19 protein-coding genes and 1 pseudogene are annotated in these 23,129 nt (G+C 73.7%); 11 read left to right on the top strand and 9 right to left on the bottom strand.

Annotated features, from left to right (window positions below; translation table 11 throughout):
- Positions 1–25: 25 nt before the first annotated feature.
- On the top strand, positions 26–1,681 hold the full coding sequence (locus tag ACIP9H_RS36220; RefSeq protein WP_401593225.1) for an FAD-dependent monooxygenase: 1,656 nt from the start codon (positions 26–28) through the stop codon (positions 1,679–1,681).
- Between the two features lie 48 nt (positions 1,682–1,729).
- On the opposite strand, the gene rny is transcribed toward ACIP9H_RS36220, so the two are convergent.
- From rny to ACIP9H_RS36185, 7 genes and pseudogenes are all read right to left on the bottom strand, one after another.
- A complete protein-coding gene (rny, locus tag ACIP9H_RS36215; RefSeq protein ID WP_401593222.1) occupies positions 1,730–3,223 on the bottom strand; it encodes a ribonuclease Y in 1,494 nt (497 codons plus the stop codon).
- Positions 3,224–3,316: 93 nt separating this feature from the next.
- A pseudogene (gene recX, locus ACIP9H_RS36210) lies at positions 3,317–3,949 on the bottom strand (recombination regulator RecX); the annotation flags it as partial.
- Entirely contained in the window at positions 3,886–5,031 is a 1,146-nt protein-coding gene (recA, locus tag ACIP9H_RS36205; protein ID WP_401593220.1) for a recombinase RecA, read from the bottom strand. The pseudogene recX and the gene recA, both read right to left, overlap by 64 nt.
- 169 nt (positions 5,032–5,200) lie before the next feature.
- The gene (locus ACIP9H_RS36200) at positions 5,201–6,403 is read right to left on the bottom strand and encodes an AI-2E family transporter (protein ID WP_401593219.1); all 1,203 of its coding nucleotides are present in this window, start codon (positions 6,401–6,403) and stop codon (positions 5,201–5,203) included.
- 159 nt (positions 6,404–6,562) lie between these two features.
- Positions 6,563–6,757, bottom strand: coding sequence for a DUF3046 domain-containing protein (locus tag ACIP9H_RS36195; RefSeq protein ID WP_401593218.1), 195 nt, complete (start codon positions 6,755–6,757; stop codon positions 6,563–6,565).
- Between the two features lie 71 nt (positions 6,758–6,828).
- The gene (locus ACIP9H_RS36190) at positions 6,829–7,542 is read right to left on the bottom strand and encodes an MEDS domain-containing protein (protein ID WP_401593215.1); all 714 of its coding nucleotides are present in this window, start codon (positions 7,540–7,542) and stop codon (positions 6,829–6,831) included.
- A gap of 13 nt (positions 7,543–7,555) precedes the next feature.
- Positions 7,556–9,277: a PucR family transcriptional regulator gene (locus ACIP9H_RS36185; RefSeq protein ID WP_401593213.1), complete on the bottom strand. Its 1,722-nt coding sequence runs from the start codon at positions 9,275–9,277 to the stop codon at positions 7,556–7,558.
- Between the two features lie 325 nt (positions 9,278–9,602).
- Between ACIP9H_RS36185 and dnaK the strand changes: the two genes are divergently transcribed.
- The 8 genes from dnaK (at position 9,603) to ACIP9H_RS36145 (ending at position 19,165) form a co-directional block, all read left to right on the top strand.
- Positions 9,603–11,516, top strand: a complete 1,914-nt coding sequence (gene dnaK, locus ACIP9H_RS36180) for a molecular chaperone DnaK (protein WP_401593211.1) — start codon at positions 9,603–9,605, stop codon at positions 11,514–11,516.
- A gap of 9 nt (positions 11,517–11,525) precedes the next feature.
- Positions 11,526–12,095, top strand: a complete 570-nt coding sequence (locus ACIP9H_RS36175; protein WP_401593209.1) for a nucleotide exchange factor GrpE — start codon at positions 11,526–11,528, stop codon at positions 12,093–12,095.
- A gap of 6 nt (positions 12,096–12,101) precedes the next feature.
- Positions 12,102–13,061 carry a DnaJ C-terminal domain-containing protein gene (locus ACIP9H_RS36170; protein ID WP_401963277.1) on the top strand — a complete coding sequence of 320 codons (960 nt, stop codon included), beginning with the start codon at positions 12,102–12,104 and terminating at the stop codon, positions 13,059–13,061.
- Positions 13,058–13,471 carry a chaperone modulator CbpM gene (locus tag ACIP9H_RS36165; RefSeq protein ID WP_401963276.1) on the top strand — a complete coding sequence of 138 codons (414 nt, stop codon included), beginning with the start codon at positions 13,058–13,060 and terminating at the stop codon, positions 13,469–13,471. Before ACIP9H_RS36170 ends, ACIP9H_RS36165 begins: the two co-directional genes overlap by 4 nt.
- Complete coding sequence (clpB, locus tag ACIP9H_RS36160) at positions 13,462–16,110, top strand: ATP-dependent chaperone ClpB (protein ID WP_401963274.1); 2,649 nt, start codon at positions 13,462–13,464, stop codon at positions 16,108–16,110. Before ACIP9H_RS36165 ends, clpB begins: the two co-directional genes overlap by 10 nt.
- 25 nt (positions 16,111–16,135) lie before the next feature.
- Positions 16,136–16,597, top strand: a complete 462-nt coding sequence (trxA, locus tag ACIP9H_RS36155) for a thioredoxin (protein WP_401963272.1) — start codon at positions 16,136–16,138, stop codon at positions 16,595–16,597.
- A 98-nt stretch (positions 16,598–16,695) separates the two neighbouring features.
- A complete protein-coding gene (locus ACIP9H_RS36150; protein WP_401963270.1) occupies positions 16,696–18,453 on the top strand; it encodes an FAD-dependent oxidoreductase in 1,758 nt (585 codons plus the stop codon).
- Positions 18,454–18,526: 73 nt separating this feature from the next.
- Positions 18,527–19,165 carry a DUF1707 domain-containing protein gene (locus tag ACIP9H_RS36145; RefSeq protein ID WP_401593196.1) on the top strand — a complete coding sequence of 213 codons (639 nt, stop codon included), beginning with the start codon at positions 18,527–18,529 and terminating at the stop codon, positions 19,163–19,165.
- Between the two features lie 51 nt (positions 19,166–19,216).
- On the opposite strand, the gene ACIP9H_RS36140 is transcribed toward ACIP9H_RS36145, so the two are convergent.
- Positions 19,217–20,137, bottom strand: coding sequence for a DUF6891 domain-containing protein (locus tag ACIP9H_RS36140; protein WP_401963268.1), 921 nt, complete (start codon positions 20,135–20,137; stop codon positions 19,217–19,219).
- A gap of 195 nt (positions 20,138–20,332) precedes the next feature.
- On the opposite strand from ACIP9H_RS36140, the gene ACIP9H_RS36135 reads away from it, so the two are divergent.
- Positions 20,333–21,616, top strand: a complete 1,284-nt coding sequence (locus tag ACIP9H_RS36135; protein WP_401593192.1) for a PP2C family protein-serine/threonine phosphatase — start codon at positions 20,333–20,335, stop codon at positions 21,614–21,616.
- Here the strand turns inward: ACIP9H_RS36135 and ACIP9H_RS36130 are convergent.
- Positions 21,564–22,112 (bottom strand): helix-turn-helix domain-containing protein, encoded by a 549-nt coding sequence (locus tag ACIP9H_RS36130; RefSeq protein WP_401593190.1) that lies wholly within the window; start codon positions 22,110–22,112, stop codon positions 21,564–21,566. The two genes, ACIP9H_RS36135 and ACIP9H_RS36130, sit on opposite strands and share 53 nt — an antisense overlap.
- Positions 22,113–22,178: 66 nt before the next feature.
- Between ACIP9H_RS36130 and ACIP9H_RS36125 the strand changes: the two genes are divergently transcribed.
- Positions 22,179–23,129 carry an alpha/beta fold hydrolase gene (locus ACIP9H_RS36125; protein ID WP_401593188.1) on the top strand — a complete coding sequence of 317 codons (951 nt, stop codon included), beginning with the start codon at positions 22,179–22,181 and terminating at the stop codon, positions 23,127–23,129.

The raw sequence follows: 23,129 nt of genomic DNA, 5'->3' as shown, positions 1-23,129 counted from the left end.
CTGCACATCTTCCCGGGACCGCACCGTGGACCCGGTGATCATCGCGGGGGCGGGTCCGACCGGACTCGCCCTCGCTCTCTGCCTGGCACGGCACGGCGTCCCGAGCATCGTCCTGGACGAGCACGACCACGCGCCCTCCCCGTCCCCGGAGCGCACCGCCGTCCTGACGCCCGAGACCGCCGCCCTGGTCGCCCGGCTCGGCCACACCCGACTCCACCAGGACGGCGCGACATGGACGGCCTGGCGCACGCTGCGGCGCCGCCAGGAGACCGTCCGCGTCGAGTTCGGCACCGAGGGGCACGGCGGCCAGGGCCCCTCTCCCCTGCACATCACCCAGGAACGGCTGGAGCACGGCCTGCGCGCCGCGATCGGCGCCCAGGCCCTGGCCCGGCTCGTGCCCGGGGCGCACGTGGACGCCGTGGAACAGGACGACTCCGGGGTGAGCGTCCGCACCCGCGGCGCCAACGGCACCTGGTGGCGCGGCAGTTACCTGATCGGCTGCGACGGACCGCGCTCCACGGTGCGCAAGCTGCTCGGGGTCCGCTTCCCGGGCCGCACCGCCGTTGACCGGCACGCGGTCGCCGCGCTGAGGGTCGCGCTCCCCGACGAGGGCGTGGCCCTGCTGCACCGCGAACCCCCGGGGCCGGGCGCCGGGCCGGAGGTGACGGCGCGTCCGCTGCCGGACGGCGTGTGGCGCCTGGACTGGCTGCTGCCCGCACGCGGCGCGGACCTCACCTCCGACGAGCTGGTCTCCCGCGTCCGGGGCACCCTCACCGCCTGGTGCGGAAGCGTTCCGCCGTACGAGCTGCTGGGCTCCGCCGAGTACCCGGTGCACCAGCGGCTCGCCCGGCGCTGGCGCACGGGACGGGTCTTCCTCGCGGGCGACGCGGCCCACCTGACGGGCGCGCTCGGCGCGCAGAGCGTCGAGGAGGGCCTGCGGGACGCGGACAACCTCGGCTGGAAACTGTCGCTGGCCTGGCACCACGGCGCCTCCGACACCCTGCTCGACAGCTACCAGGCCGAACGGCGCGGCGCGGTCGGCGCCAGGCTGCGCGCCACCGACCAGGTGCTGCCGCTGCTGCGGGCCAACGGCGTCTGGCACACGGTGCGGCGCTCGGTACTGTCCGGCTCCGCCCGGCGGTACGCGGAACTCCTCACCGACAGCCACATCGGACGCGGTCCCCTGGGGGCCTCGCCGGTCTACGCCCGGTCCCCGCTGGCCCTGCCGGCGCCGCGCGGCTCCGCCCCGCCCGCCGCGGGCGGCCCCGCCGACGCGCCGTCCCCGCTGATCGCCGCCTGCGCCACACCGCCCGGCGGCGCCGTGGCCGACGTCCCCGTCACGGCCCTCGACGGCTCCCAGGGGCATCTGTACGAGCACCTGGGCCGGGATCTGCTGGTCGTCCTCGTCGCGCCGGGCACCGGGGTGTGGGAGAGCCGGCACTGGCTCACCGCGGGCCTCATGCCCCGGCTCGCCAAGGCGGTCTCCGCACTCCCCCAGCGCGCCGAACTGCTCGTCACGGACGCCTATCCGGGTTCCGCGGCACACAGCGTGCTGCTGATCCGTCCCGACGGCCACCTCGTCGCGGTGATGACCGGCTGCCGCCCCACCGAGCTCTACGCCTATGCCGACCTCGCCCGCGGCGGTCCTCCGTCCCCGGTCGAGGACCCCGTTCCGCACTGAGCGGCGCTCGCCGGTCCACCGGGTCAGCGGTCCACCGGGTCCGCCCGCTCAGCGGGCGTACTCGGTGGCGCGGGACTCGCGGACGACGGTGATGCGGATCTGGCCGGGGTAGGTGAGTTCCTCCTCGACCTGTTTGGCGACGTCGCGGGCGATGACCTGGGCCTGGACGTCGTCGACGTCGTCGGGGCGCACCATCACCCGCACTTCGCGGCCGGCCTGCATGGCGAACACCTTGACAACGCCGGGCTGGGCCGCCGCGATCTGTTCCAGGCGCTTGAGGCGGCGGACGTAGCTCTCCAGGGATTCGCGGCGGGCGCCGGGGCGACCGCCGGAGATCGCGTCGGCGGCCTGGGTGAGGACGGCCTCGACGGTGCGGGGGTCGACCTCGTTGTGGTGGGCCTCGATGGCGTGGACGACGTCCTCGGACTCCCCGTGCCGGCGGGCGAGGTCCGCGCCGATCAGGGCGTGGCTGCCCTCCACCTCGTGCGTGAGGGCCTTGCCGATGTCGTGCAGCAGGGAGCCGCGTTTCACCGGGGCGGGCTCGACGCCGAGCTCGGCGGCCATCATGCCGGCGATGTGGGCGGACTCCAGGACATGGCCGAGCACGTTCTGCCCGTACGAGGTGCGGTAGCGCAGCCGGCCGAGGAGGGTGGTGAGCTCCGGGTGCATATCGGTGATGCCGACCTCGGTCAGCGCCTCCTCCCCGTGCCGGACGCACAGTTGCTCGACCTCGGCGACCTTGCGCTCGTAGACCTCCTCGATGCGGTGCGGGTGGATGCGCCCGTCGGTGACCAGGGCGTCCAGCGCGAGGCGGGCGACTTCGCGGCGCACCGGGTCGAAGCAGGAGAGCAGCACCGCCTCGGGAGTGTCGTCGATGATCAGATTGACGCCGGTGATCGCCTCGAAGGCACGGATGTTGCGCCCTTCGCGGCCGATGATGCGGCCCTTCATGTCGTCCCCGGGCAGCTGGAGCACGGAGACCACGGACTCGGCGGTCTGCTCGGTCGCCACCCGCTGGATCGCGGCGGCCACGATGCGCCGGGCCCGCTCCTCCCCCCGGTCGCGGGCGGCGCGCTCGATGTCCCGCACGATCAGGGCGGCTTCGCGCTTGGCCTGCTGCTCGACGGAGCGGACCAGGTCGCCGCGGGCCTCGGCGGCGGTGTAGACGGCGACCCGCTCCAGCACCGCCCGCCGCTCGTCCTCCAGCCGGTTCACCTCGGCACGACGGCGGTCCAGCTCGTCGCGTTCGTCCGCCACCTCGCGGCGGCGCCGGTGCAGTTGCTCGGACTCGGCGTCGATGCGGGCCTCACGGTCGATGAGCCGCTGCTCACGGCGCTCCAAGTCGGCCCGGATCTCGCGGACTTCCTCCTTGGCGGTGGCCCGGATCTCCCGGGCCTCGCGCTCGGCGGCGGCACGGAGCCGTTCGCGCTCCGCGCGCACCCGCAACAGCAGGGCGTACGCGGTGAGGGCGGCAATGACGACGACCGTGACGGAGGCGGCCACGACGGTGAGTACGGATCCGGTCCCCAGCGCGATGCCCATGGCACCAACTCCCGTGTCTGCGAGGCCGCGATCCCTCACCCGTTGTGAGGCTAGGTCGACTCAGAGGCACGGTCAAGGAACCTCAACGATGGTTCAGTCGGGCAGGTAGTACTCCAGCGCCTCCGGGTCCTCACCCTCCTCCTCCAGGGCACGCCGCACCACCCTCAGGGCGAGTCCTTCCGCATATCCCTTGCGGGCGAGCATGCCGGCGAGCCGGCGGATGCGCTTCTCCCGCTCCAGACCCCGGGTGGCCCGCAGCTTGCGGTCGACGAGGGCGCGGGCCGTGGACTCCTCCTGGTCGGCGTCGAGCTGCCCGACGGCATGGCCGATCGCCTCCGCGTCCACACCCCGGGTGCGCAGTTCCTGGGCGAGGGCGCGCCGGGCGAGACCCCGGCCGTGGTGCCGGGACTCCACCCATGCGTGGGCGAAGGCCTGGTCGTCGATGAGCCCCACGTCCTCGAACCGCTCCAGCACCTCTTCCGCCGCCTCCTCCGGGATGTCCCGGCGGCGCATGGCGTCCGCGAGCTGCTTGCGGGTGCGTGGAGTCCCCGTGAGCAGGCGCAGACAGAGCGCCCGCGCCTGCTCCACGGGGTCAAGTGGCGGCTCTTGCTCGGCCCTCGACGAGAAAGAGCCACCACGATCCTTGTGCCCGGATGCCACCGTCAGGCCTTGGCTGCCGCCGCGGCCTTGGTCGCCTTGGCGGTCTTGGCCGCCGGGGCCGTCGTCGCGGCCGCGGCCGCCGGAGCGTCACCCGTGGCTTCCGCGGCGGGACCGGCGGCGTCCGCGCCGGGCTGCTCGCCCGGGGCCTCGGGCCGGACGCCGATGCCGAGCTTCTCCTTGATCTTCTTCTCGATCTCGTCGGCGAGGTCGGGGTTGTCGCGCAGGAAGTTGCGCGCGTTCTCCTTGCCCTGGCCGAGCTGGTCGCCCTCGTAGGTGTACCAGGCACCGGACTTGCGGATGAAGCCGTGGTCCACGCCCATGTCGATCAGGCCGCCCTCACGGCTGATGCCCTGGCCGTAGAGGATGTCGAACTCGGCCTGCTTGAAGGGCGGCGCGACCTTGTTCTTGACGACCTTGACCCGGGTGCGGTTGCCGACCGCGTCGGTGCCGTCCTTCAGGGTCTCGATGCGGCGGATGTCCAGACGCACGGAGGCGTAGAACTTCAGCGCACGGCCACCGGTGGTGGTCTCCGGCGAGCCGAACATGACGCCGACCTTCTCGCGGAGCTGGTTGATGAAGATCGCGGTGGTCTTGGACTGGCTGAGCGCACCGGTGATCTTGCGCAGTGCCTGGCTCATCAGTCGGGCCTGGAGACCCACGTGGGAGTCACCCATCTCGCCCTCGATCTCGGCCCGCGGCACGAGGGCCGCCACGGAGTCGATCACGATGAGGTCCAGCGCGCCGGAGCGGATCAGCATGTCGGTGATCTCGAGCGCCTGCTCGCCGTTGTCCGGCTGGGAGAGCAGCAGCGAGTCCACGTCCACGCCGAGGCGCTTGGCGTAGTCGGGGTCGAGGGCGTGCTCGGCGTCCACGAAGGCGACCTTGCCCCCGGCCCGCTGGGCGTTGGCCACCGCGTGCAGCGTCAGGGTCGTCTTGCCGGAGGACTCCGGGCCGTAGACCTCGACCACGCGGCCGCGCGGCAGGCCGCCGACGCCGAGCGCGACGTCCAGGGCGGTGGACCCCGTCGAGATGACCTCGATGGGCTCGTTCGGCCGGTCGCCGAGGCGCATGACGGCACCCTTGCCGAACTGCCGTTCAATCTGTGCGAGCGCGGCGTCGAGCGCCTTCTCGCGGTCGGTTCCTGCCATGGGTTCCACCCTGGGTGTCTGAGTCGTTCGCTTCACGTCCAAGACGCTACTGCCTGCCACTGACAATGCGTCCCGGCGTCGCTCGGGCCTGTGGATAACTCCGGGAGAACCGGCCCGCCACACTCATAAGAATGGATGTTCGATTTGCGTGTCAAGCGACACGCACGACTCAGCCGTCGCGGCCGTCACCACCGCCGTCACCGCCGCCGGCGCCGTCACCACGACCGTCCCGGTCGCCTCCGCCGCCCCCGCCGGAGCCCGTCCGCCGCGGCCATGACCACCCGGACCACCGGGACCACCCAGACCACCGGATCCGCCGCGGCTGCGGCTCGTGGGCCCGCGGGTCGGTCACCGCGTACCGCTTCACGTACGCCCCGAGGAAGCCCTGCAGGGTCGCCGTCGCCGGGATCGCCACCAGCGCCCCCACCGCGCCGAGCAGCGCGGTGCCCGCGATGACCGAGCCGAAGGCCACCGCCGGGTGTATGTCGACGGTGCGCGCGGTGATCCGCGGCTGCACCAGGTAGTTCTCGAACTGCTGGTAGACCACGACGAACCCGAGCACCCACACCGCGTCCCACGGGTCCTGCGTGAACGCGATGAGCATCGGGAGCGCCCCGGCCAGATAGGTGCCGACCGTGGGCACGAACTGCGAGACCACGCCGACCCACACCGCCAGCGCCGGGGCGTACGGGATGCCGAGGATCTGGAAGAGCACGTAGTGGGCGACCGCCGAGATCAGTGCCATCAGCGCCCGCGAGTAGAGGTAGCCGCCCGTCTTGGCGACGGCTATCTCCCAGGCCCGCAGCACCTCCGCCTGCCGGGCCGGCGGCAGCACCGAGCACACCGCCCGCCGCAGCCGGGGCCCGTCGGCCGCGAAGTAGAAGGTGAACAGGGTGATCGTCAGCACCTGGAAGACCCCGCCCAGGACGGTCGCCGACAGCCCCCAGACGTTGCCCGCCTGCTTCTGCACGTAATTGCGCAGCCAGTCGGAGTGCAGGACGTTCTGCTGCAGCTTGCCGACGGACAGGTCGGTGCCGAAGACGTGGTTGACCCACAGCACCACGTCGTCGACGTACTCCGGCAGGTTCCGGCCGATCGAGGTGATCTGGTCCACCAGCAGCGACCCGAGCGCCACCACGAAGACGCCGCCCAGGGCCAGGACCACCAGGAAGACCAGCCCGGTCGCCAGCCCCCGGCGCATGCCGCGCGCGGCCATCCAGTCCACCGCGGGCTCGATCGCCAGGGCGGCGAAGAAGGCCAGCAGGATGTTCACCAGCAGGCCGATGACCTGGTGGAAGGCCCACTCGGCCAGTTGGAGGGCGGCCAGCAGCGCCACCGCCAGCACCATGGCCCGCGGCAGCCACCGGGGCATCCTCGGTATCCCCGCCCCTTCCCGGGAGCCCTCCCCCTGGTCCCCGGGCGGCCCGGCGGGGCCGCCGGGTTCTCCGGGGACTGCGGGCTCTGCCAAGTCGGCCGGTGTGCCGATCGTCGTCTCGTCGCTTCCTGCCACGGGCACAGTCTCGCGCAGCGGTCAGCGCCGCGAGGCCGGTACGTCCATGGCGGCGCACACCGCGCGCCAGACGTCCTTCGCCGCCCAGCCGGCCTCCAGCGCCTGGTACACGGTCCGGCCGCCCAGCTCGGACATGACATGGTCACGCGCGAAAGAGTCGGCGTACATGTCGCCGAAGTGCGCGTGCATCCGCTCCCAGAACACCGTCAGCTTCATGCGGCCAGTATCCCGCGTGCCGCGGACGGACCGCGGACGGGCTTCGGACGGGCCGTCCGGCGCCGCGGCCGTCAGTTCACGACGGCCCCCGCGGGGCCGGCGCCGCTGCCCGGACCGGGTTCCTGGTCGAGGTAGTACGGGTTCTCGACCACCATGCCGCCGAGCCACACCCTGGGGTGCGCCTTGACCATGGGGATGATCAGGTCCCCGCCGAAGAGCCCGAGGTCGTACAGGCAGACGCCGACCTGCGGACAGGCCCTCAGCCAGGAGGTGGCGCGCGTCTCGTACGCGACCAGCTCGCGGACGAAGCCCGGCCGCACCAGGGCGTGCGCCCAGCTCATGTCCGCGGCGATCCGCAGCAGCCGGGGACGGCGCCTCCCCCGGCCGTCGACGGCCGCGGCCCCGCCGCCGTCGAGGAGTTCGGCGACCCAGCCGCGCAGGGACGCCAGCATGCCGTCCGCGTCGAAGGCGCCGTTCCGCAGATAGGTGTCCTGCGGGTCCCCGACCACGAGACGGCCGCCCGCCCGCACCAGGGAGGGCACTTCGGCCTCCAGCGCGTCGCGGTACGCCCGGGCGTCCTCCGGCGCGGCCAGCAGCGTGCAGACGTGCTCCGCGCGCAGGCCCTCGGCGAGGAAGGAGGTGACGAGCCGGTCGCGTTCCGCGTGTCCCCGGTAGAACGCGCAGATGTGGTCCCCCTGCCGCAGGGGCGTGCCGCCCACCGTGGCGACGGTGGCGGAGGCCGTCACGAGGGCCGTCCCGCCGGCGGTGTGCCGTTCCCCGTCCATGGCGCGCTCCTCCTCACGGGCCGCCGCCGTCCAGGACCCGCCACACCCGTGTCGCGACGTGCAGGTTGAGCCGGCTGTCCACGTCCGTGAGGTCGTGCCCGCCGACGTCGCGGATGCGCTGCAGCCGGTAGCGCAGCGTGCTGCGGTGGATGCCCAGGGCGGCGGCCGCCTGGTCGTAGTTGCCCCCGCACTCGAAGTACTGCGCAAGGGTGCGGGCCAGATCGCAGTGGTGCGCGACGTCGTAGTCCAGGAGCGGGCCGATCCATTCCCTGACGAAGTGCCTGACCTCCTGGTCGTCGCCGTCCACCGGCCCGAGGATGCGGTAGAAGCCCAGGTCGTCGAAGGTCGTGGCACCGTTCGGGCACTGGGAGCGGCAGCGGACCTCCAGGGCCCTGAGCGCCTGCTGGAACGAGCGCGGCAGGTCGCGCGGGGCGTCGCAGCGGCCTCCGACGCCGATCGCGCCCGCGGAGGTGCCCAGTTCGCGGGAGACCGCCCGATAGAGCGCGTCCGCGGGGGGCCGCCCCTGGAGGACGAGCACGGCCATGCCCGACCGTCGCGCCGGCAGGCACCGCAGGCGCAGTCCCGCGGCGGCGCGCCCGACCGCCTGGACGAAGGCGTCGTCGGCCGCCCGGCCCTCCCACTGGACGGCGACCGGGTAGTGGGGACCGTGCAGGTCGTGCCCGATCGCGGCGGCGCGGGCGTACGCGCTCTCGTCGTCGGTGCCCGCGATCAGGTCCTCCACGAGTTCGCGGCGCAGCCGCAGCTCCACCTCGGCGAGGCTGTGCTGATGGGCCAGCTCCAGGGAGAGCGCGGTGCACGCGTGGTCGAGGGTGAACTCGTCCTGTTCGCCGCGGCGGTCCGCCGCGGCGACCAGCGCCATGGCGCCCAGGACCTCGCCGCGGTGCTGGACCACGGCGATGAGGCGGTCGCCGACGCGCAGCGGCCGCAGCCGGCGGGCGGCCTCCTGGAGGAGCTGCTCACGCCGGGTGGCGTCGGGTTTGGGGTACGGGTCGGGGCGGCCGGGTCCGGCCCAGGCCCGCAGGTTGCCGAAGCGGTCCTCGATGGCCACGGGGCAGCCGGTGAGCCGGTGGACGGCGGCGGCGATGCCCGCCGCGCCGCTGCCGCTCGCCGTCGCCTCGCTGAGCACCTCGTGCACGGTCCGCTGGTAGGTGAGCTCGGCGACGGACGCGGCGAGCCGCGCGTTCACGCTCTCCCGTTCCTCGTTGAGCCGCCGCAGCTCCTCGGCGTGCTCGCGTTCGCGGCGCCGGGCCGCGGCGTTCGCCAGGGCGGCGGAGGTCTGCTGGGCGAGCACATGGATCAGGAAGCGCTCGTCGTCGGTGGGCGTCGCGGGAGCGCTGACCACCAGGTGCCCGATGCCGCCGCCCCGGGTGTGCAGGGCGAAGGCCCAGCCCCAGGCGCGCCCGCGCACAAGGACGGGGCCTTCCCTGCCGTCCAGTTGCCGCAGCCGGTCGCCGAGTCCCGGCACCGCGGACCGCCCGGCCGCGGGGACGCCGGCGTGGGACCCTTCGGAGGTGAGGTGACCGGCCTCCGCCCGGCAGGGGCCGAGTGCCGCGACGGACGTCAGGGCGAGCCGCATGATGTCGGCCTCGTCCCGGCCGTCGTTCATGATCATCGAGAGCACGAAAAGGCTGTAGAGATTCGCCAGGTGCTCGCGGTCCCAGTTCCTGGTGCGGACCTCGGGGGCCCGGCCGGTCCCGCTCGTGGAAACGCTCATGGTGAGCCGGCTCCTCGTCGACGAACCGCTTCCGCACGCCCCGTCGCCGCTCCTGGCCGGGGCATACACGATGTGCACGACTTGCTGACTTTTGTACCCAATCGACACCTTGTGATGCCAGGACGAGAAACACCGCGGATTTGGTCCTCGCAGGCGCAGGCCGCCGACCGGTTCCGGCCGGGACGCTGGAGCCGATGCCGGCACCGGGGGCCGTCGAGGCCGCTCCGCGCCCACAGGTCTCCTGCGGGGCGGCCGCCGGCCCCGGTGCCGGCCCGCAGCGCAGCGCGCGGACGGGCGGGAAGCCCGCGACGTTAAGGAGCACCCCATGGCCAAGGCAGTCGGGATCGACCTCGGGACCACCAACTCGGTGATCGCCGCCTGGGAGGGCGGGGAGGCGACGGTGATCCCCAACTCCGAGGGCAGCCGCACGACCCCGTCAGTGGTCGCGTTCACCGACACCGGCGAGCGCCTGGTCGGCCAGCTCGCCCGGCGGCAGGCGATCCTCAACCCGAAGGGCACCATCTACTCGGCCAAGCGCTTCATCGGCCGCCGCTACGACGAGATCCCGGAGGAGGCGAAGGCCGTCGGCTTCGACGTCGTGCCCGACGAGCACGGCAACGCGCGCTTCAAGATCCGCGACAAGCTCTACGCGCCGGAGGAGATCAGCGCCCTGGTGCTGCGCAAGCTCGCCGACGACGCCGGGAAGCAGCTGGGAGAGCGCGTGACGGAGGCGGTCATCACGGTGCCCGCCTACTTCAACGACGCCCAGCGCACGGCCACCAAGGACGCCGGCCGCATCGCCGGCCTGGAGGTCCTGCGCATCATCAACGAGCCGACCGCCGCCGCGCTCGCCTACGGCCTGGACAAAAAGGAGCACGAGACGGTGCTCGTGTTCGACCTGGGCGGCGGCACCTTCGACGTGAGCCTGCTCGACGTCGGGGACGGCGTGGTCGAGGTGCGCTCCACCGCGGGCGACAGCCACCTGGGAGGCGACGACTTCGACCGGCGCCTGGTCGACTGGCTCGCGGACCGGTTCCAGAAGGAGAACGGCATCGACCTGCGCAAGGACCCGCAGGCGCTGCAGCGCCTCTTCGAGGCCGCCGAGAAGGCCAAGACGGAGCTGAGCTCGGTGACGCAGACGCAGGTCAGCCTGCCGTTCATCACCGCCGACGCGTCCGGCCCGAAGCACCTGACCGAGACGGTCATGCGCTCCACGTTCGACCAGATCACCTCCGACCTGGTCGAACGCACCATGGGGCCGGTCAAGCAGGCGATGTCCGACGCCAAGATCGGCGAGAACGACATCGACGAGGTCATCCTCGTGGGCGGTTCCACGCGCATCCCCGCCGTCCAGCAGCTGGTCCGCCGGCTGACCGGCGGCAAGGAACCCAACATGAGCGTCAACCCGGACGAGGTCGTGGCGCTCGGCGCCGCGATCCAGGCCGGCGTGCTCAAGGGCGAGGTCAAGGACGTCCTGCTGCTGGACGTGACCCCGCTGTCGCTCGGCGTGGAGACCCGCGGCGGCGTGATGACCAGGATCATCGACCGGAACACCACCGTCCCGGTGCGCCGTGCCGAGACGTTCTCGACCGCCGAGGACAGCCAGCCGGCGGTGGACGTGGTGGTGCTCCAGGGCGAGCGCGAGTCCGCGGCGGACAACCGCGTGCTCGGCCGCTTCCAGCTGGGGGACATCCGGCCGGCACCGCGCGGGGAGCCGCAGGTCGAGGTCACCTTCGACGTCGACGCCAACGGCATCCTGAACGTCACCGCCCGCGACAAGGACACCGGCGCCGAGCAGGGCATCACCATCAGCGAGGGGTCCAACCTGGCCCAGGGCGAGATCGAGCGGATGGTCCGGGAGGCCGAGCAGCACCGCGGCGAGGACAAGGCGCTGCGCGAGGGCGTGGACGCCCGCAACGAGCTGGACGCGGTCGCCTACCAGGTGGAGCGCCGGCTCGACGAGCTGGGCGAGTCCGCCCCGGCCCACGAGAAGGCGCGGGCGGAGATGCTCGTGGCCGACGCCAGGGAGGCCGTCAAGCAGGAGGCGGCGCTGGACCGGGTGCGGTCGCTGACCTCGGACCTGCAGCAGGTCCATGCCTCGCTGGCCGCGGCCCGGCCTTCCACGGGTCCGGGGGCGCAGGAGCCGGCGGCCGGGGCGGGCGCGGGGCAGGAGAGCCCCGTCGGCGGTGGCGCGGGGGCCGGCGACGACGTGATCGACGCCGAGTTCGACAAGGGCTGATGCGCGCTCATGTCCACCGAACAGGAACCGACGACGCCCCCGGCCGGACCCGCACCGGTCGACGTACCCGACGGGGTCCGCGGGCAGGCCCCGCAGGAGGTGCCGGGGGCGGCCGCTCCCGGTGCCGCCCCCGGGCCGGACGAACGGACCGCCGCGCTGGAGGAGTTGCAGGACCGCTGGCGCCGCGCCCTGGCCGACCTCGACAACCTCCGCAAGCGCCACGGCAGGGAACTGGAGCGCGAACGGCTCACCGAGCGCGCCCGCACGACGGCCGCCTGGCTGCCCGTGGTCGACAACCTCGAACTGGCCCTGGCCCACTCCGGGTCCGACTGCTCCGCCGTGCTGGAGGGCGTGAAGGCGGTGCGCGACCAGGCCGTGCAGGTGCTGCGCGGCCTGGGGTTCCCCAGCCACGAGGAGACCGGCGTGCCCTTCGACCCGGCCCTGCACGAGGTCGTCGGGGTCGTCGACGACCCAGAGGCGGAGCCCAACTCCGTGGTGCAGGTGGTGCGTCCCGGTTACGGCGAGGGCGAGACGCAGTTGCGCCCGGTGTCCGTCGTGGTCGCCAGGCGTCAGGAGTGACGTCCGATGGCACGGGACTACTACGAGGTGCTCGGGTTGGCGCATGACGCGGGGTCCGAGGAGATCCAGCAGGCGTTCCGCTCCCGGGCCCGCAAGTTCCACCCGGACATCAACAAGGACCCGGGCGCGGAGGAGCGCTTCAAGGAGCTCAACGAGGCGTACGGCGTGCTGTCCGACCCCGCCACGCGCCGGCGCTACGACCGCTTCGGCGAGGACTTCCGCCGCGTTCCCGAGGACTGGGACGAGCGTGTGGGCGCGGGCGTCGGTGCGGGGGCGCGGGCCCGCGGCGGCCGGCCCGGCGGCGCGGGAGGCGGCGGCGACGGCGGCCGGGTCCGCTTCGTCTCGGACGCCGGCGAGGGCTTCGAAGGGGTCGACTTCGAGGACCTGTTCGGCGGCATGTTCGGCCGCGGCGGCACCCGGGGCCCGGTGCCCGGCGCCGACCAGGAGGCCGAGATCCGGCTCGGCGTGGCGGAGGCCTACCACGGCGGGAAGCGCGGCATCACCCTCGGCGGGCCCGGTGGGCAGCGGACGTACGACGTGACGATCCCCCGCGGCGTGACCGACGGCCAGCGCATCCGGCTGGCCGGTCAGGGAGGCCGCGGCAGCGGCGACGCCCCGCCGGGCGATCTGTACCTGCGCGTGCGGATCACCCCCGATCCGCGGTTCCGCCTGGAGGGCCGGGACATCCACGTCGTCCTGCCGGTCACGCCCTGGGAGGCGGCGCTCGGCGCGACAGTGCCGGTCCCCACTCCCGGAGGCACCGCCAAGGTGACGGTCCCGGGTGGTTCGTCCAGCGGGCGCAGGCTCCGTCTGCGCGGCGAGGGCATGCCGCATCCGCGCGGCGCCGCGGGCGATCTGTACGCGGAGGTCCGCATCATGGTGCCGCCCGATGTCGGCGACCAGGAGCGCCGGCTCTACGAGGAGCTGGCCGGCGTCTCCTCCTTCGACCCGAGGAGGCGGGGATGACCAGCGATCCGCGGCCGCGTGCCGCCGTCCGCCGGCCGGCCCCGGGCGTCAGGGCGGCGGCCCCGGCGTACCGTCCGGTGCTGAACGTCGTCGTACGCGGTACGGCCATGGTCCCGGTCCGCCGGCTCGACCTGGAGCTCGTCGCACGGCGCTCCGGCCTCCACCCCGACCTGGTGCGCAGATTCGTCGCGCTCGGCCTGGTCGACGCCGACCGGGACGCGGGCGGGCGGCTGTGGTTCGCGCCGGACGTCCCGGCGAAGCTGGCCCGTGTCCAGCGGCTGCGGGCCGGACTGCCCCTGAACTACGCCTCGTTGGGTGTGGTGCTCGACCTGCTCGACCGGATCGCCGAACTCGAGGCCGCCCTGAGGAGGGCGAACGCCGGCTCCAGGAGTGATGAATCGTGGATATGAACCGGCTCACCCAGAAGTCCCAGGAGGCGCTGCAGGAGGCGCAGACGATCGCCGGCCGGCTGCACCAGAGCGAGGTCGACGGCGAGCACCTGCTGCTCGCCCTCCTCGACCAGCCGGAGGGGCTCGTGCCCCGGCTCTTCGAGCAGACCGGCGCGCAGGTCGGTGCGCTGCGCAAGGAGCTGTCGCAGGAGCTGGCGCGCAGGCCCCAGGTGACCGGCCCGGGCGCCGCTCCCGGCCAGGTGTACATCACGCAGCGCCTGGCCCGGCTGCTGGACACCGCGGAGCAGGAGGCCAAGCGGCTCAAGGACGAGTACGTGTCCGTGGAGCACCTGGTGCTGGCGCTGGCCGGCGAGGGCTCCCGCACCGCCTCGGGCCGGCTGCTCAAGGAGCACGGCATCTCCGAGGACGGGTTCCTCACCGCGCTGACGCGGATCCGCGGGAACCAGCGGGTCACCTCGGCCACTCCGGAGGCCTCCTACGAGGCGCTGGAGAAGTACGGCCGCGACCTGGTCGCCGAGGCCCGCAGCGGCAGGATGGACCCGGTCGTCGGCAGGGACGAGGAGATCCGCAGGGTCGTCCAGATCCTCAGCCGCAAGACGAAGAACAACCCGGTGCTGATCGGCGATCCGGGCGTCGGCAAGACGGCGATCGTGGAAGGACTGGCGCAGCGGATCGTCCGCGGCGACGTCCCCGACGGCCTGCGCGACAGGACGATCTTCTCCCTCGACATGAGCCTGCTGGTGGCGGGCGCCAAGTACCGCGGCGAGTTCGAGGAGCGGCTGCAGGCCGTGCTGAGCGAGGTCAAGGGCGGCGGGGGCCGGATCCTGCTGTTCGTCGACGAACTGCACACGGTGGTCGGCGCGGGCGGCGGGTCCGAGGGCGCCATGGACGCCGGGAACATGCTCAAGCCGATGCTGGCACGCGGCGAACTGCACATGATCGGCGCCACCACGCTGGAGGAGTACCGCAAGTACGTCGAGTCCGACGCGGCCCTGGAACGCCGCTTCCAGCAGGTGGTGGTGGACGAGCCGAGCGTGGAGGACACCGTGTCCGTCCTGCGCGGGCTGCGCGAGCGCCTGGAGGTCTTCCACGGCGTGAAGATCCAGGACACTGCGCTGGTCGCGGCGGCGACGCTGAGCCACCGCTACATCTCCGACCGCTTCCTGCCGGACAAGGCCATCGACCTGGTGGACGAGGCGTGCGCCCGGCTGCGGACCGAGATCGACTCCATGCCGGCCGAACTGGACGGCATCACACGGCGGGTGACCCGCCTGGAGATCGAGGAGGCGGCGCTCGGCAAGGAGACCGACCCGGCCAGCGCCGAGCGCCTGGAGGAGCTGCGCCGCGAGCTGTCCGACCTGCGCGCCCAGGCCGACGCGATGCAGGCCCAGTGGGAGGCCGAGCGCCAGGCCATCCGGCGGGTGCAGCAGCTGCGCCAGGAGCTGGAGCAGGTCCGCCAGGAGGCCGAGGAGGCCGAACGCGCCTACGACCTCAACCGCGCGGCGGAACTGCGCTACGGCACGCTCACCGGCCTCGAACGGCGGCTCGCCGCAGAGGAGGACGCGCTCGCCGCGAAGCAGGGCGAGAGCCGGCTGCTGCACGAGGTCGTCACCGAGGACGAGATCGCCGAGATCGTCGCCGCGTGGACCGGCATCCCGGTGGCCAGGCTCCAGGAGGGCGAACGGGAGAAGCTGCTGCGGCTGGACGACATCCTCACCGAGCGCGTCATCGGACAGGACGAGGCCGTCCGGCTGGTCACCGACGCGATCATCCGGGCCCGTTCGGGCATCCGCGACCCGCGGCGCCCCATCGGCTCGTTCATCTTCCTCGGACCGACCGGCGTCGGGAAGACCGAGCTGGCCAAGGCCCTGGCCGCGACGCTCTTCGACACCGAGGAGAATATCGTCCGGCTCGACATGAGCGAGTACCAGGAACGGCACACCGTCAGCAGGCTGGTCGGCGCTCCTCCCGGGTACGTCGGCTACGAGGAGGGCGGGCAGCTCACCGAGGCCGTGCGCCGCAAGCCGTACTCCGTGGTCCTCTTCGACGAGATCGAGAAGGCCCACCCGGACGTGTTCAACACCCTGCTCCAGGTGCTCGACGACGGCCGGATCACCGACGCCCAGGGCCGCACCGTCGACTTCCGCAACACCATCGTCATCATGACCTCCAACATCGGCTCGGCCCACCTGCTCGACGGCGTCACCCCCGACGGCGAGGTCAAGCCCGACGCGAGGGCGCTGGTGATGGGCGAGCTCCAGAGCCGGTTCCGGCCCGAGTTCCTCAACCGCGTCGACGACATCGTGCTGTTCAGGCCGCTCGGCCTGAAGCAGATCGAGCGCATCGTCGAGTTGCAGATCGACGACCTGCGCCGGCGGCTGGCGGAGCGGCGGATCACCGTCGAACTCAGTGACGCCGCCCGCGAGCTGATCGCCGAGCAGGGCTTCGACCCGGTCTACGGCGCCCGGCCGCTGCGCCGCTACATCTCGCACGAGGTCGAGACGCTGGTGGGCCGGGCCCTGATCCGCGGCGACGTGCAGGACGGCGCCACGATCGGGGTGGACGCCCGGGACGGCGAGCTGGTGGTGACCTACGGCGACCGCCCCCAGGCGGCCGCCCGGGACCGGCTGGCCTCATGAACGGCCGACGGGAGGCGGGAACACGATGTCCGTGACGTCCGTGAACCGGAGCACCACCGTCGCCTGCGGCACGTGCGGGCGCACGAACCGCGTGCCGGCGGCGGCGCAGGGGCGTCCCCGCTGCGGCGCCTGCGGCGCGGCGCTGCCGTGGATCGTCGACGCGGGCGACGAGGACTTCGCGGAGATCGCAGAGATCGCGGCGAAGGCCGGCCCGGTCGTGCTGGTGGACCTGTGGGCCACCTGGTGCGGTCCCTGCCGCATGGTGAGCCCCGCCCTGGAGCGGGTCGCCCGGCAGCTCGCCGGAAGGATCAAGCTCGTCAAGGTCGACATCGACCGGGCGCCCGCGCTCGCGCAGCGCTTCCAGGTGATGGCGGTGCCCACCCTGGTCCTGGTCGGCCAGGGGAAGGAGATCACCCGGCGGGCGGGCGCGGCGCCCGACCACGAACTGCGCCGATGGGTGGAGGAGAACATCGCGGACCGCGGCTGACGCCGCCCGGCCGGCGGAAGGAGCACTGTCATGGTGACGCAACCGGACCCGCGCCCGGCCCCGGACCCGGTCCCGCCGACGGACCCGGCCGCGGTCTGATGGACACCCCGGCCACCCACGCGCGCCGGGTCGCGCGTGAGACACCCGACCGCTACGGCGCCTTCCCGCGGCTGACGCAGGCACAGCTCGGCGAACTGTCGGCGCACGGCGAACGCCGGCGGACCCAGGACGGCGAGCTGCTGTTCCGCGAGGGCGAGCCCCTCCACGAGTTCCTCGCCATCCTCGGCGGCACCGTGGAGATCCTCCACGACCGCGGAGGACCGGACGAGCGGACGGTCGCCGTGCACGGCCCCGGCCGGTTCCTCGGCGAACTCGGCCTGCTCGAAGGGCATGCGGCGCTCGAGACGGCCGTGGTCCGCGAGCCCGGCGAGATCCTCGCCGTGCCGGTCGCCCGCCAGCGCGAACTGGTGGCCCGCGACCCGGTCCTCGGCGACCTGGTGCTGCGGGCCCACCTCGGGCGCCGCTCCCTGCTCGTCGGGCCCGGCGGCGGCTTCCGCGTCCTCGGCTCCCGCTACTCGCCGCAGACGCTGCGGCTGCGCGAGTTCGCGGCGCGCAACCGGCTGCCCCACCGGTGGACCGACCTCGAGAGGGACGAGGAGGCGGAGGCGCTGCTGCGCCGGTTCGGCATCCGTCCCGAGCAGACGCCGATGGTCATCTGGGAGGGGCAGCAGGTGCTGCGCAACCCCGCCCCCGCCGAACTCGCCCGTCTCATCGGGCTGCCCGCACCCGGCCGGCGGCCCGCCGTCCTCGACCTCGTCGTGATCGGCGCGGGCCCGGCGGGCCTCGCCGCCTCGGTGCACGGCGCGTCCGACGGGCTCACGACGGTCACCGTCGACGCGGTGGCCACCGGCGGCCAGGCCTGCACCGCCTCCCGCATCGAGGACCAACTCGGCTTCCCCTCGGGCATCTCGGGGCGCGAACTCGTCGAGCGCGCCGCGCTCCAGGCACGCGGGTGCGGGGCGCGGCTGACGGTGCCCGCGGAGGCGACCGCGCTGGAGGCCGGCGACGACCACTGCGCGGTCGTCCTCGCCGACGGCTCGCGCAGCCGCGCGGGAACCGTCGTCCTGGCGCCGGGCGTGCGCTACCGCAGGCTCGACGTCCCCGGCATCGAGCGTTTCGAGGGCGGCAGCGTCTTCCACGCCGCAACGGCCCACGAGGCGGGCCGCTGCGGGGCGGACCCTGTCGCCGTCGTCGGCGGCGGCGACGGCGCGGGCCAGGCGGCGCTGTTCCTCGCCGGGTGCTCGCCCCGCGTGCACCTCGTCGTCCGCGGCCGCGACCTCGGCCGGGACATGTCGCGCTACCTGGTGGACCAGGTACGCCGCCACCCGCGGATCGAGGTGCTGCTCGACACCGAGGTCCGCGCGGTCTCCGGGACGGACGCGCTGGAGACGGTGACGGTGGAGCACACCGTGACCGGCGTGCCCCGCCGGATCCCCGCGCGGGCCTTGTTCGTCCTCATCGGCGTCCGCCCGCGCACGGCGTGGCTGCGCGGAGCGGTCGGCCTGGACGAGCACGGCTTCGTCCTCACCGGTCCCGCCGCCGAGGCGGCGGCCGACCCCGAGCTCTGGGCACCGCTCGGCCGCGGCCCGCTGCCGCTGGAGACGACCCTGCCCGGGGTGTTCGCCGCCGGGGACGTCCGCAGCGGCTCGGTCAAACGCGTGGCCGCGGCCGCCGGGGAGGGCGCCATGGCGATCCGCCTCGTGCACGAGCACCGCGCGCGGGAGGGCACCTTGGTCCGCTCCTCGGGACGCGACGACGGGCGCCCGGCACCGGCCCGGTCCACGTCCTGGCGCTGACGACCGGTCGCCGGTGACCGCGACCACCGGCCGCGCGCACACCACCCGCGCGTCCTGCCATAAGGTGCCGGTCATGAGCCATCCGACCCCGTGGGAACCCAAGAGCCCCTTGGAGCAGCGGGCCTCGCACGAGGACCGCGACCGGATATCCGACGTCCTGCGGGTCGCCGCCGGGGACGGCCGGCTGAGCCTGGAGGAACTGGAGGAGCGGCTGGAGGCCTGCTACACGGCCCGCACCTACGCCGACCTCGCCCCGCTCGTCGCCGACCTCCCCGGTCAGGGCCTGGTGCGGCAGCCGCCGCAGCAGCCGCAGGCGAAGGACGTCGTGCGGACCCGGCGGGTGGGTGGCAACCTCCGCTGCGAGGGGGCCTGGCTGGTGCCGAAGCGGCTGGAGGCCGAGGTGCGCGGCGGCAATGTGGTCCTCGACTTCACCTCCGCCACCGTCACCGAGCCGGTCACCGAGGTCGATGTGACCCTCCGCGGCGGCAATCTGCGGCTGATCGTCCCCGCGGGCCACGACGTGGACGCGGCCGGGGTCGAGATCCGCGGCGGCTCCGTCGTACGCCGCCGCAAGGGCGAGCAGCAGCAGGACGGCCCGGTCCTGCACCGGATCGTCGTCACCGGCCGCATCGTCGGCGGCAGCGTGGTGGTCGTCCCGCCCCGGCCGCCGCGCCGCCCGGGCTGGTTCCGCAGGATGCTGGGCCGCGGCTGACCGTTGCTCCGGCGGCCGACGGGCCGCGGCCGCGGTCCGGTGGCTCCGCGGCTAGCCGACGAGACGCCGGCGCCAGTCCAGGGGCGTCACGGTGATCGCACGCCCGGGGTCCCCGTCCCACTCCACGGACAGCCCCGCTTCCGTGAGCGCCGCCACGACCTCCCGGCCCACGGCCGCCGTCGTCCCCTCGGAGCCGTCGAAGCCGCCGTAGAGCAGCGTGAGCCCGCGCCCGGCCGCGGCGGAGCCGGTGCACTGGCTGTGGGAGTAGACGAAGCCGCGGGCGTCCGGTGCCCCGGCCGCGCCGATCTCGCTCTGCCCGCAGGAATGGCAGCAGGTGAAGTTCTCGCGGGCGGTGACGTCCGACGCGTCCAGTACCGCGAAGGCCCGGGTCAGCCGCTCGGGGTCGGTCTCGCCGTCCCAGCCGGCCTGTTCTGCCACCCGTTCCCGCCACATCCGGTCGACCAGTTGCCGGGCCTGCTCGGGCGAGACCGGACGGTCGTCGCCCGAGACGAGGTGGTCCTCCGCGGTCTCCGCCAGTTCGGCCCGCGTGGCGAAACCGCCGATCAGCAGCTCGCGGACGTGTGCCTCCAGGACCTCCCGGTCCTGCCGGCTCAGATCCGGCTCGGGTACGGGCTCGGGTGCCGGGCCGAGGTCCAGCGGCGCCCAGTCCGCGCCCTCCGCCCAGCCCGGCTCCCCGGACGCCCAGCCGGTGAGTGCGGCGATCACGGGCTCCGGAGCGTCCAGGGTCGCGTGGAAGTGCCGGTCGAAGGCCCCGTCCCGGTGCTCCAGTACGTATGCGCCTCCGGCCTCGTGCCAGACCTGGGCAAAGACTTCGGGAAGGTCGGGCACCCGCTGGAGGACCAGGAACCGGTCGCCCTTCTGCCCGATCCGCCGGACGAGTCCCGCCAACTCCGCCGCCGACGGCCGGACGTGCCGCCGACCGTCCTCCGTGTGCACCGTGATCGCCACCATGGCCACACCCTGGCACGCCCCGCTGACAGCGCCGGGATCGGCCGCCGTCGGGCTCCGGGCCGCGGCCCGTCCTGATCGTTCCGACGGCCGGGGAGCGGTCGGGCGTACATTCGACATATGCGACAGCCAACCGCCGGCGCGCGGCTGCCGGCCCGAGAAGCGGGGCTGCGGGTCCTCTGACGCCATGGGACCGCGATGAGCAGCACCTTCTGGCGCCGATTCCGGTGGCACCCGCCGCAGGGAACCGCCTCTCCGGGCGCGCCGAGTGCGTGGTCCTGGCGGATGATGATGGCGCAGGGCCCGGGACCGCTCGTCGTGGCACTGGTGATGATCGCCGGCATCCTCATCGCCGGTTTCGTCGTGCCGACCACGCAGCACCTCGCCTCGCTGATGGCCGTCGTCCCCGCGACGACGGCGGCGCTGGCGGGGCCGCGGCTGACCGCGGTGATCGCCGCCCTGTCGTGCGTCGCCGCCTTCGTGCTGGACGCCCACGACGACCTCCTGGGCACCTCGATCCCCGTCGTCCACCTGGCGGAGATCGGGCTGATCTCCGCGTTCGTCATCGCCTCGCGCAGCATCCGCGACCGCAGTGTGCGCGAGCTGACCGAGGTGCGGATCGTCTCCGACACCATTCAGCGGGTGCTGCTGCGGCCGCTGCCGCCGCACGTGGGGCATCTGCGGATCCGCGCCACGTACCACGCCTCGCATCCGCACGCGCAGATCGGCGGCGACCTGTACGCGGTCTCCAGATGCGCGGCCGGGGTGCGCATCCTCATCGGCGACGTCAGGGGCAAGGGCCTGCCCGCGGTGGAGGACGCGGAGGCGCTGCTGGGCGCGTTCCGCGCCGGCGCCCGCAGGACGCGGTCGCTGCCGGAGCTGATCGCCGAGCTGGAGTTCAGCGTGCGCGGCCACTTCGAGGAGGCGGGTCTGACGGACGCCGACGCCGTGGAGCGCTTCATCACGGCCCTGCTGCTGGAGGTGCCGGACCAGGGCGACACGGTCCGGGCGGTCAACTGCGGCCATCCACCGCCGTACCTGGCGCACGGGGCGGACACCCTGCTGCTGGCGCCCAGGTCGCCGTCCCCGCCGCTGGGCCTGGGCAGTCTGAGCGCCGGCGACTACGCGGTGGACACGTTCCCCTTCTCGCGCCGGGCGACGCTGCTGCTCTACACCGACGGCGCGATCGAGGCCCGCAACTCCGACGGCCAGTTCTACGACCTCGGGGCGCACGTCGCCGCCTGGCCGGGCTCCCAGCCGGAGGACCTGCTCCGGCACGTGCTGGACGGCCTGTCCCACCACGTCGGGGGCGGCGCCCCCATGGAGCTCGACGACGACATCGCGCTGATCGCCGTCCAGTACGGCGACGACCTGCCCGCCCCCGCCGCCGCGCCGGCCGCGGAGGCCCTGGTCCAGGGCCGTACGTCCGTCAGCGGTCCTGGCGCCCGGGCGGTTCCTCGGCGGGGAACAGGACCGGGCTGATCAGGTGCCGGGTCCGGTCCGGCGCCGGGCCCTGTGCCAGCCGCGGGAGGAGGACGGCGCGCAACTCGTCGATCATCGCCGCGCGTTCGTCCTCGCTGAGCCAGACGGCGTGCTGGCGGTAGCCCACGGCGTCGGCGGCCGGGTCGGCGCCGTCGCGGTCGAGGTAGGCGTTGAACTCGGCGAGGAGGGTGGCCATGGCCACCGCGAAGATCCGCCGGTGGTCGTCACGGCCGACGGACGCGGCCGTCCTGGCGTCGACCGTGGCGCGGGCGCGGTGCAGCCGGTAGCGGCGCTCGACGGCGCCGCGCACCCGCTGCTCGCCCTCGACCTCCAGCAGGCCGCCGTCGGCCAGGAGGCCGACGTGCCGGTAGACGGTCGCCTTGGAGACGTCCGGGAGAAGGCCGCACAACTGTGTCGTGGTGAGGGTCCGGCCGCCCGACAGGGCGTGCACGATGCGGAGCCGCACCGGGTGCAGGAGCAGGTCGACCGGTTCCATGGACGCACGATCTCATGTCCGATACCTTTCTCAAAGTTGAGAACGTTGGGGAGGGAGTCAGCCCGCATGACACAACGACCGCACGGGACAACGGCCGGCCCGGGAGCCGCGGACGGCACCGGGCCCGCCGCCGACCGGCAGCCGCCACGCGGAGAGTTCCACGACGTCGCGGGGCGCCGGCTCCTGCTGCACCGCTCCGGCACCGGCGGCCCGGCCGTGGTGCTGCTCGCCGGAGCGGGCATGATCGGCCTGGACTACCTGAACCTCCACGACCGCGTGGCCGCGTTCACCACCTGCGTCCTCTACGACCGCGGGGGCACGGGATGGAGCGCCCCGGCCGCACTGCCCCGCACGGCGTCCGACGTCACCGCCGAACTGCGCGACCTGCTGCGCACGGCGGGCGTCCCGGGCCCCTACCTGCTGGTGGGCCACTCCCTCGGGGCCGCGTACGCACGCCACTTCGCGCACCGCTTCCCCTCCGACACCGCCGGCCTGCTCCTGCTGGACCCGTTCCACGAGGACATGTACGCCCAGGCGCCGCCCGAAGTCCGGGAGAAGCTGGAGCTGATGAAGAAGGCGGATCTCCCGGAGGCGACGCAGGAACAGATCGACCGCTCCCGCGAGGTGCTCGGGCGCCACTTCGCCGCCTGGCCGCCGGACGTCCGGGAAGCCCTCGCCGAGTACCACCTCGTGTCGTGGCGCACCGGCTGGGAGGAGGACGGCAATCTGCACACCGTGGTCGCCGACGAGCTCCGGCAGGCGCGGGAGCTGCCCGACGTGCCGCTGACGGTCCTCTCGGCCATGGGCGTCGACCCCACCCAGGCGCAGTTGTGGTCCGAGGGGACGGTGCGGGAGATGAACGCCGCCAAGCTCGGACTGCACGCGCGGATCGCCGCGTCGGTGCCGCGCGGCACCCACCGCGTCCTCGACGCCGCCGGGCACGGATGGCTCCACGAGGAACGCCCCGACGCCGTGCTCGGGGCGATCGGGGAACTGCTGCGCGACGCGTCCCGCTGA

Source organism: Streptomyces sp. NPDC088732 (genome assembly GCF_044751205.1).
Classification (GTDB): Bacteria; Actinomycetota; Actinomycetes; order Streptomycetales; family Streptomycetaceae; genus Actinacidiphila.
Note: the sequence above shows the minus strand (reverse complement) of the source record. Positions and strands in the feature narration are given on the sequence as shown.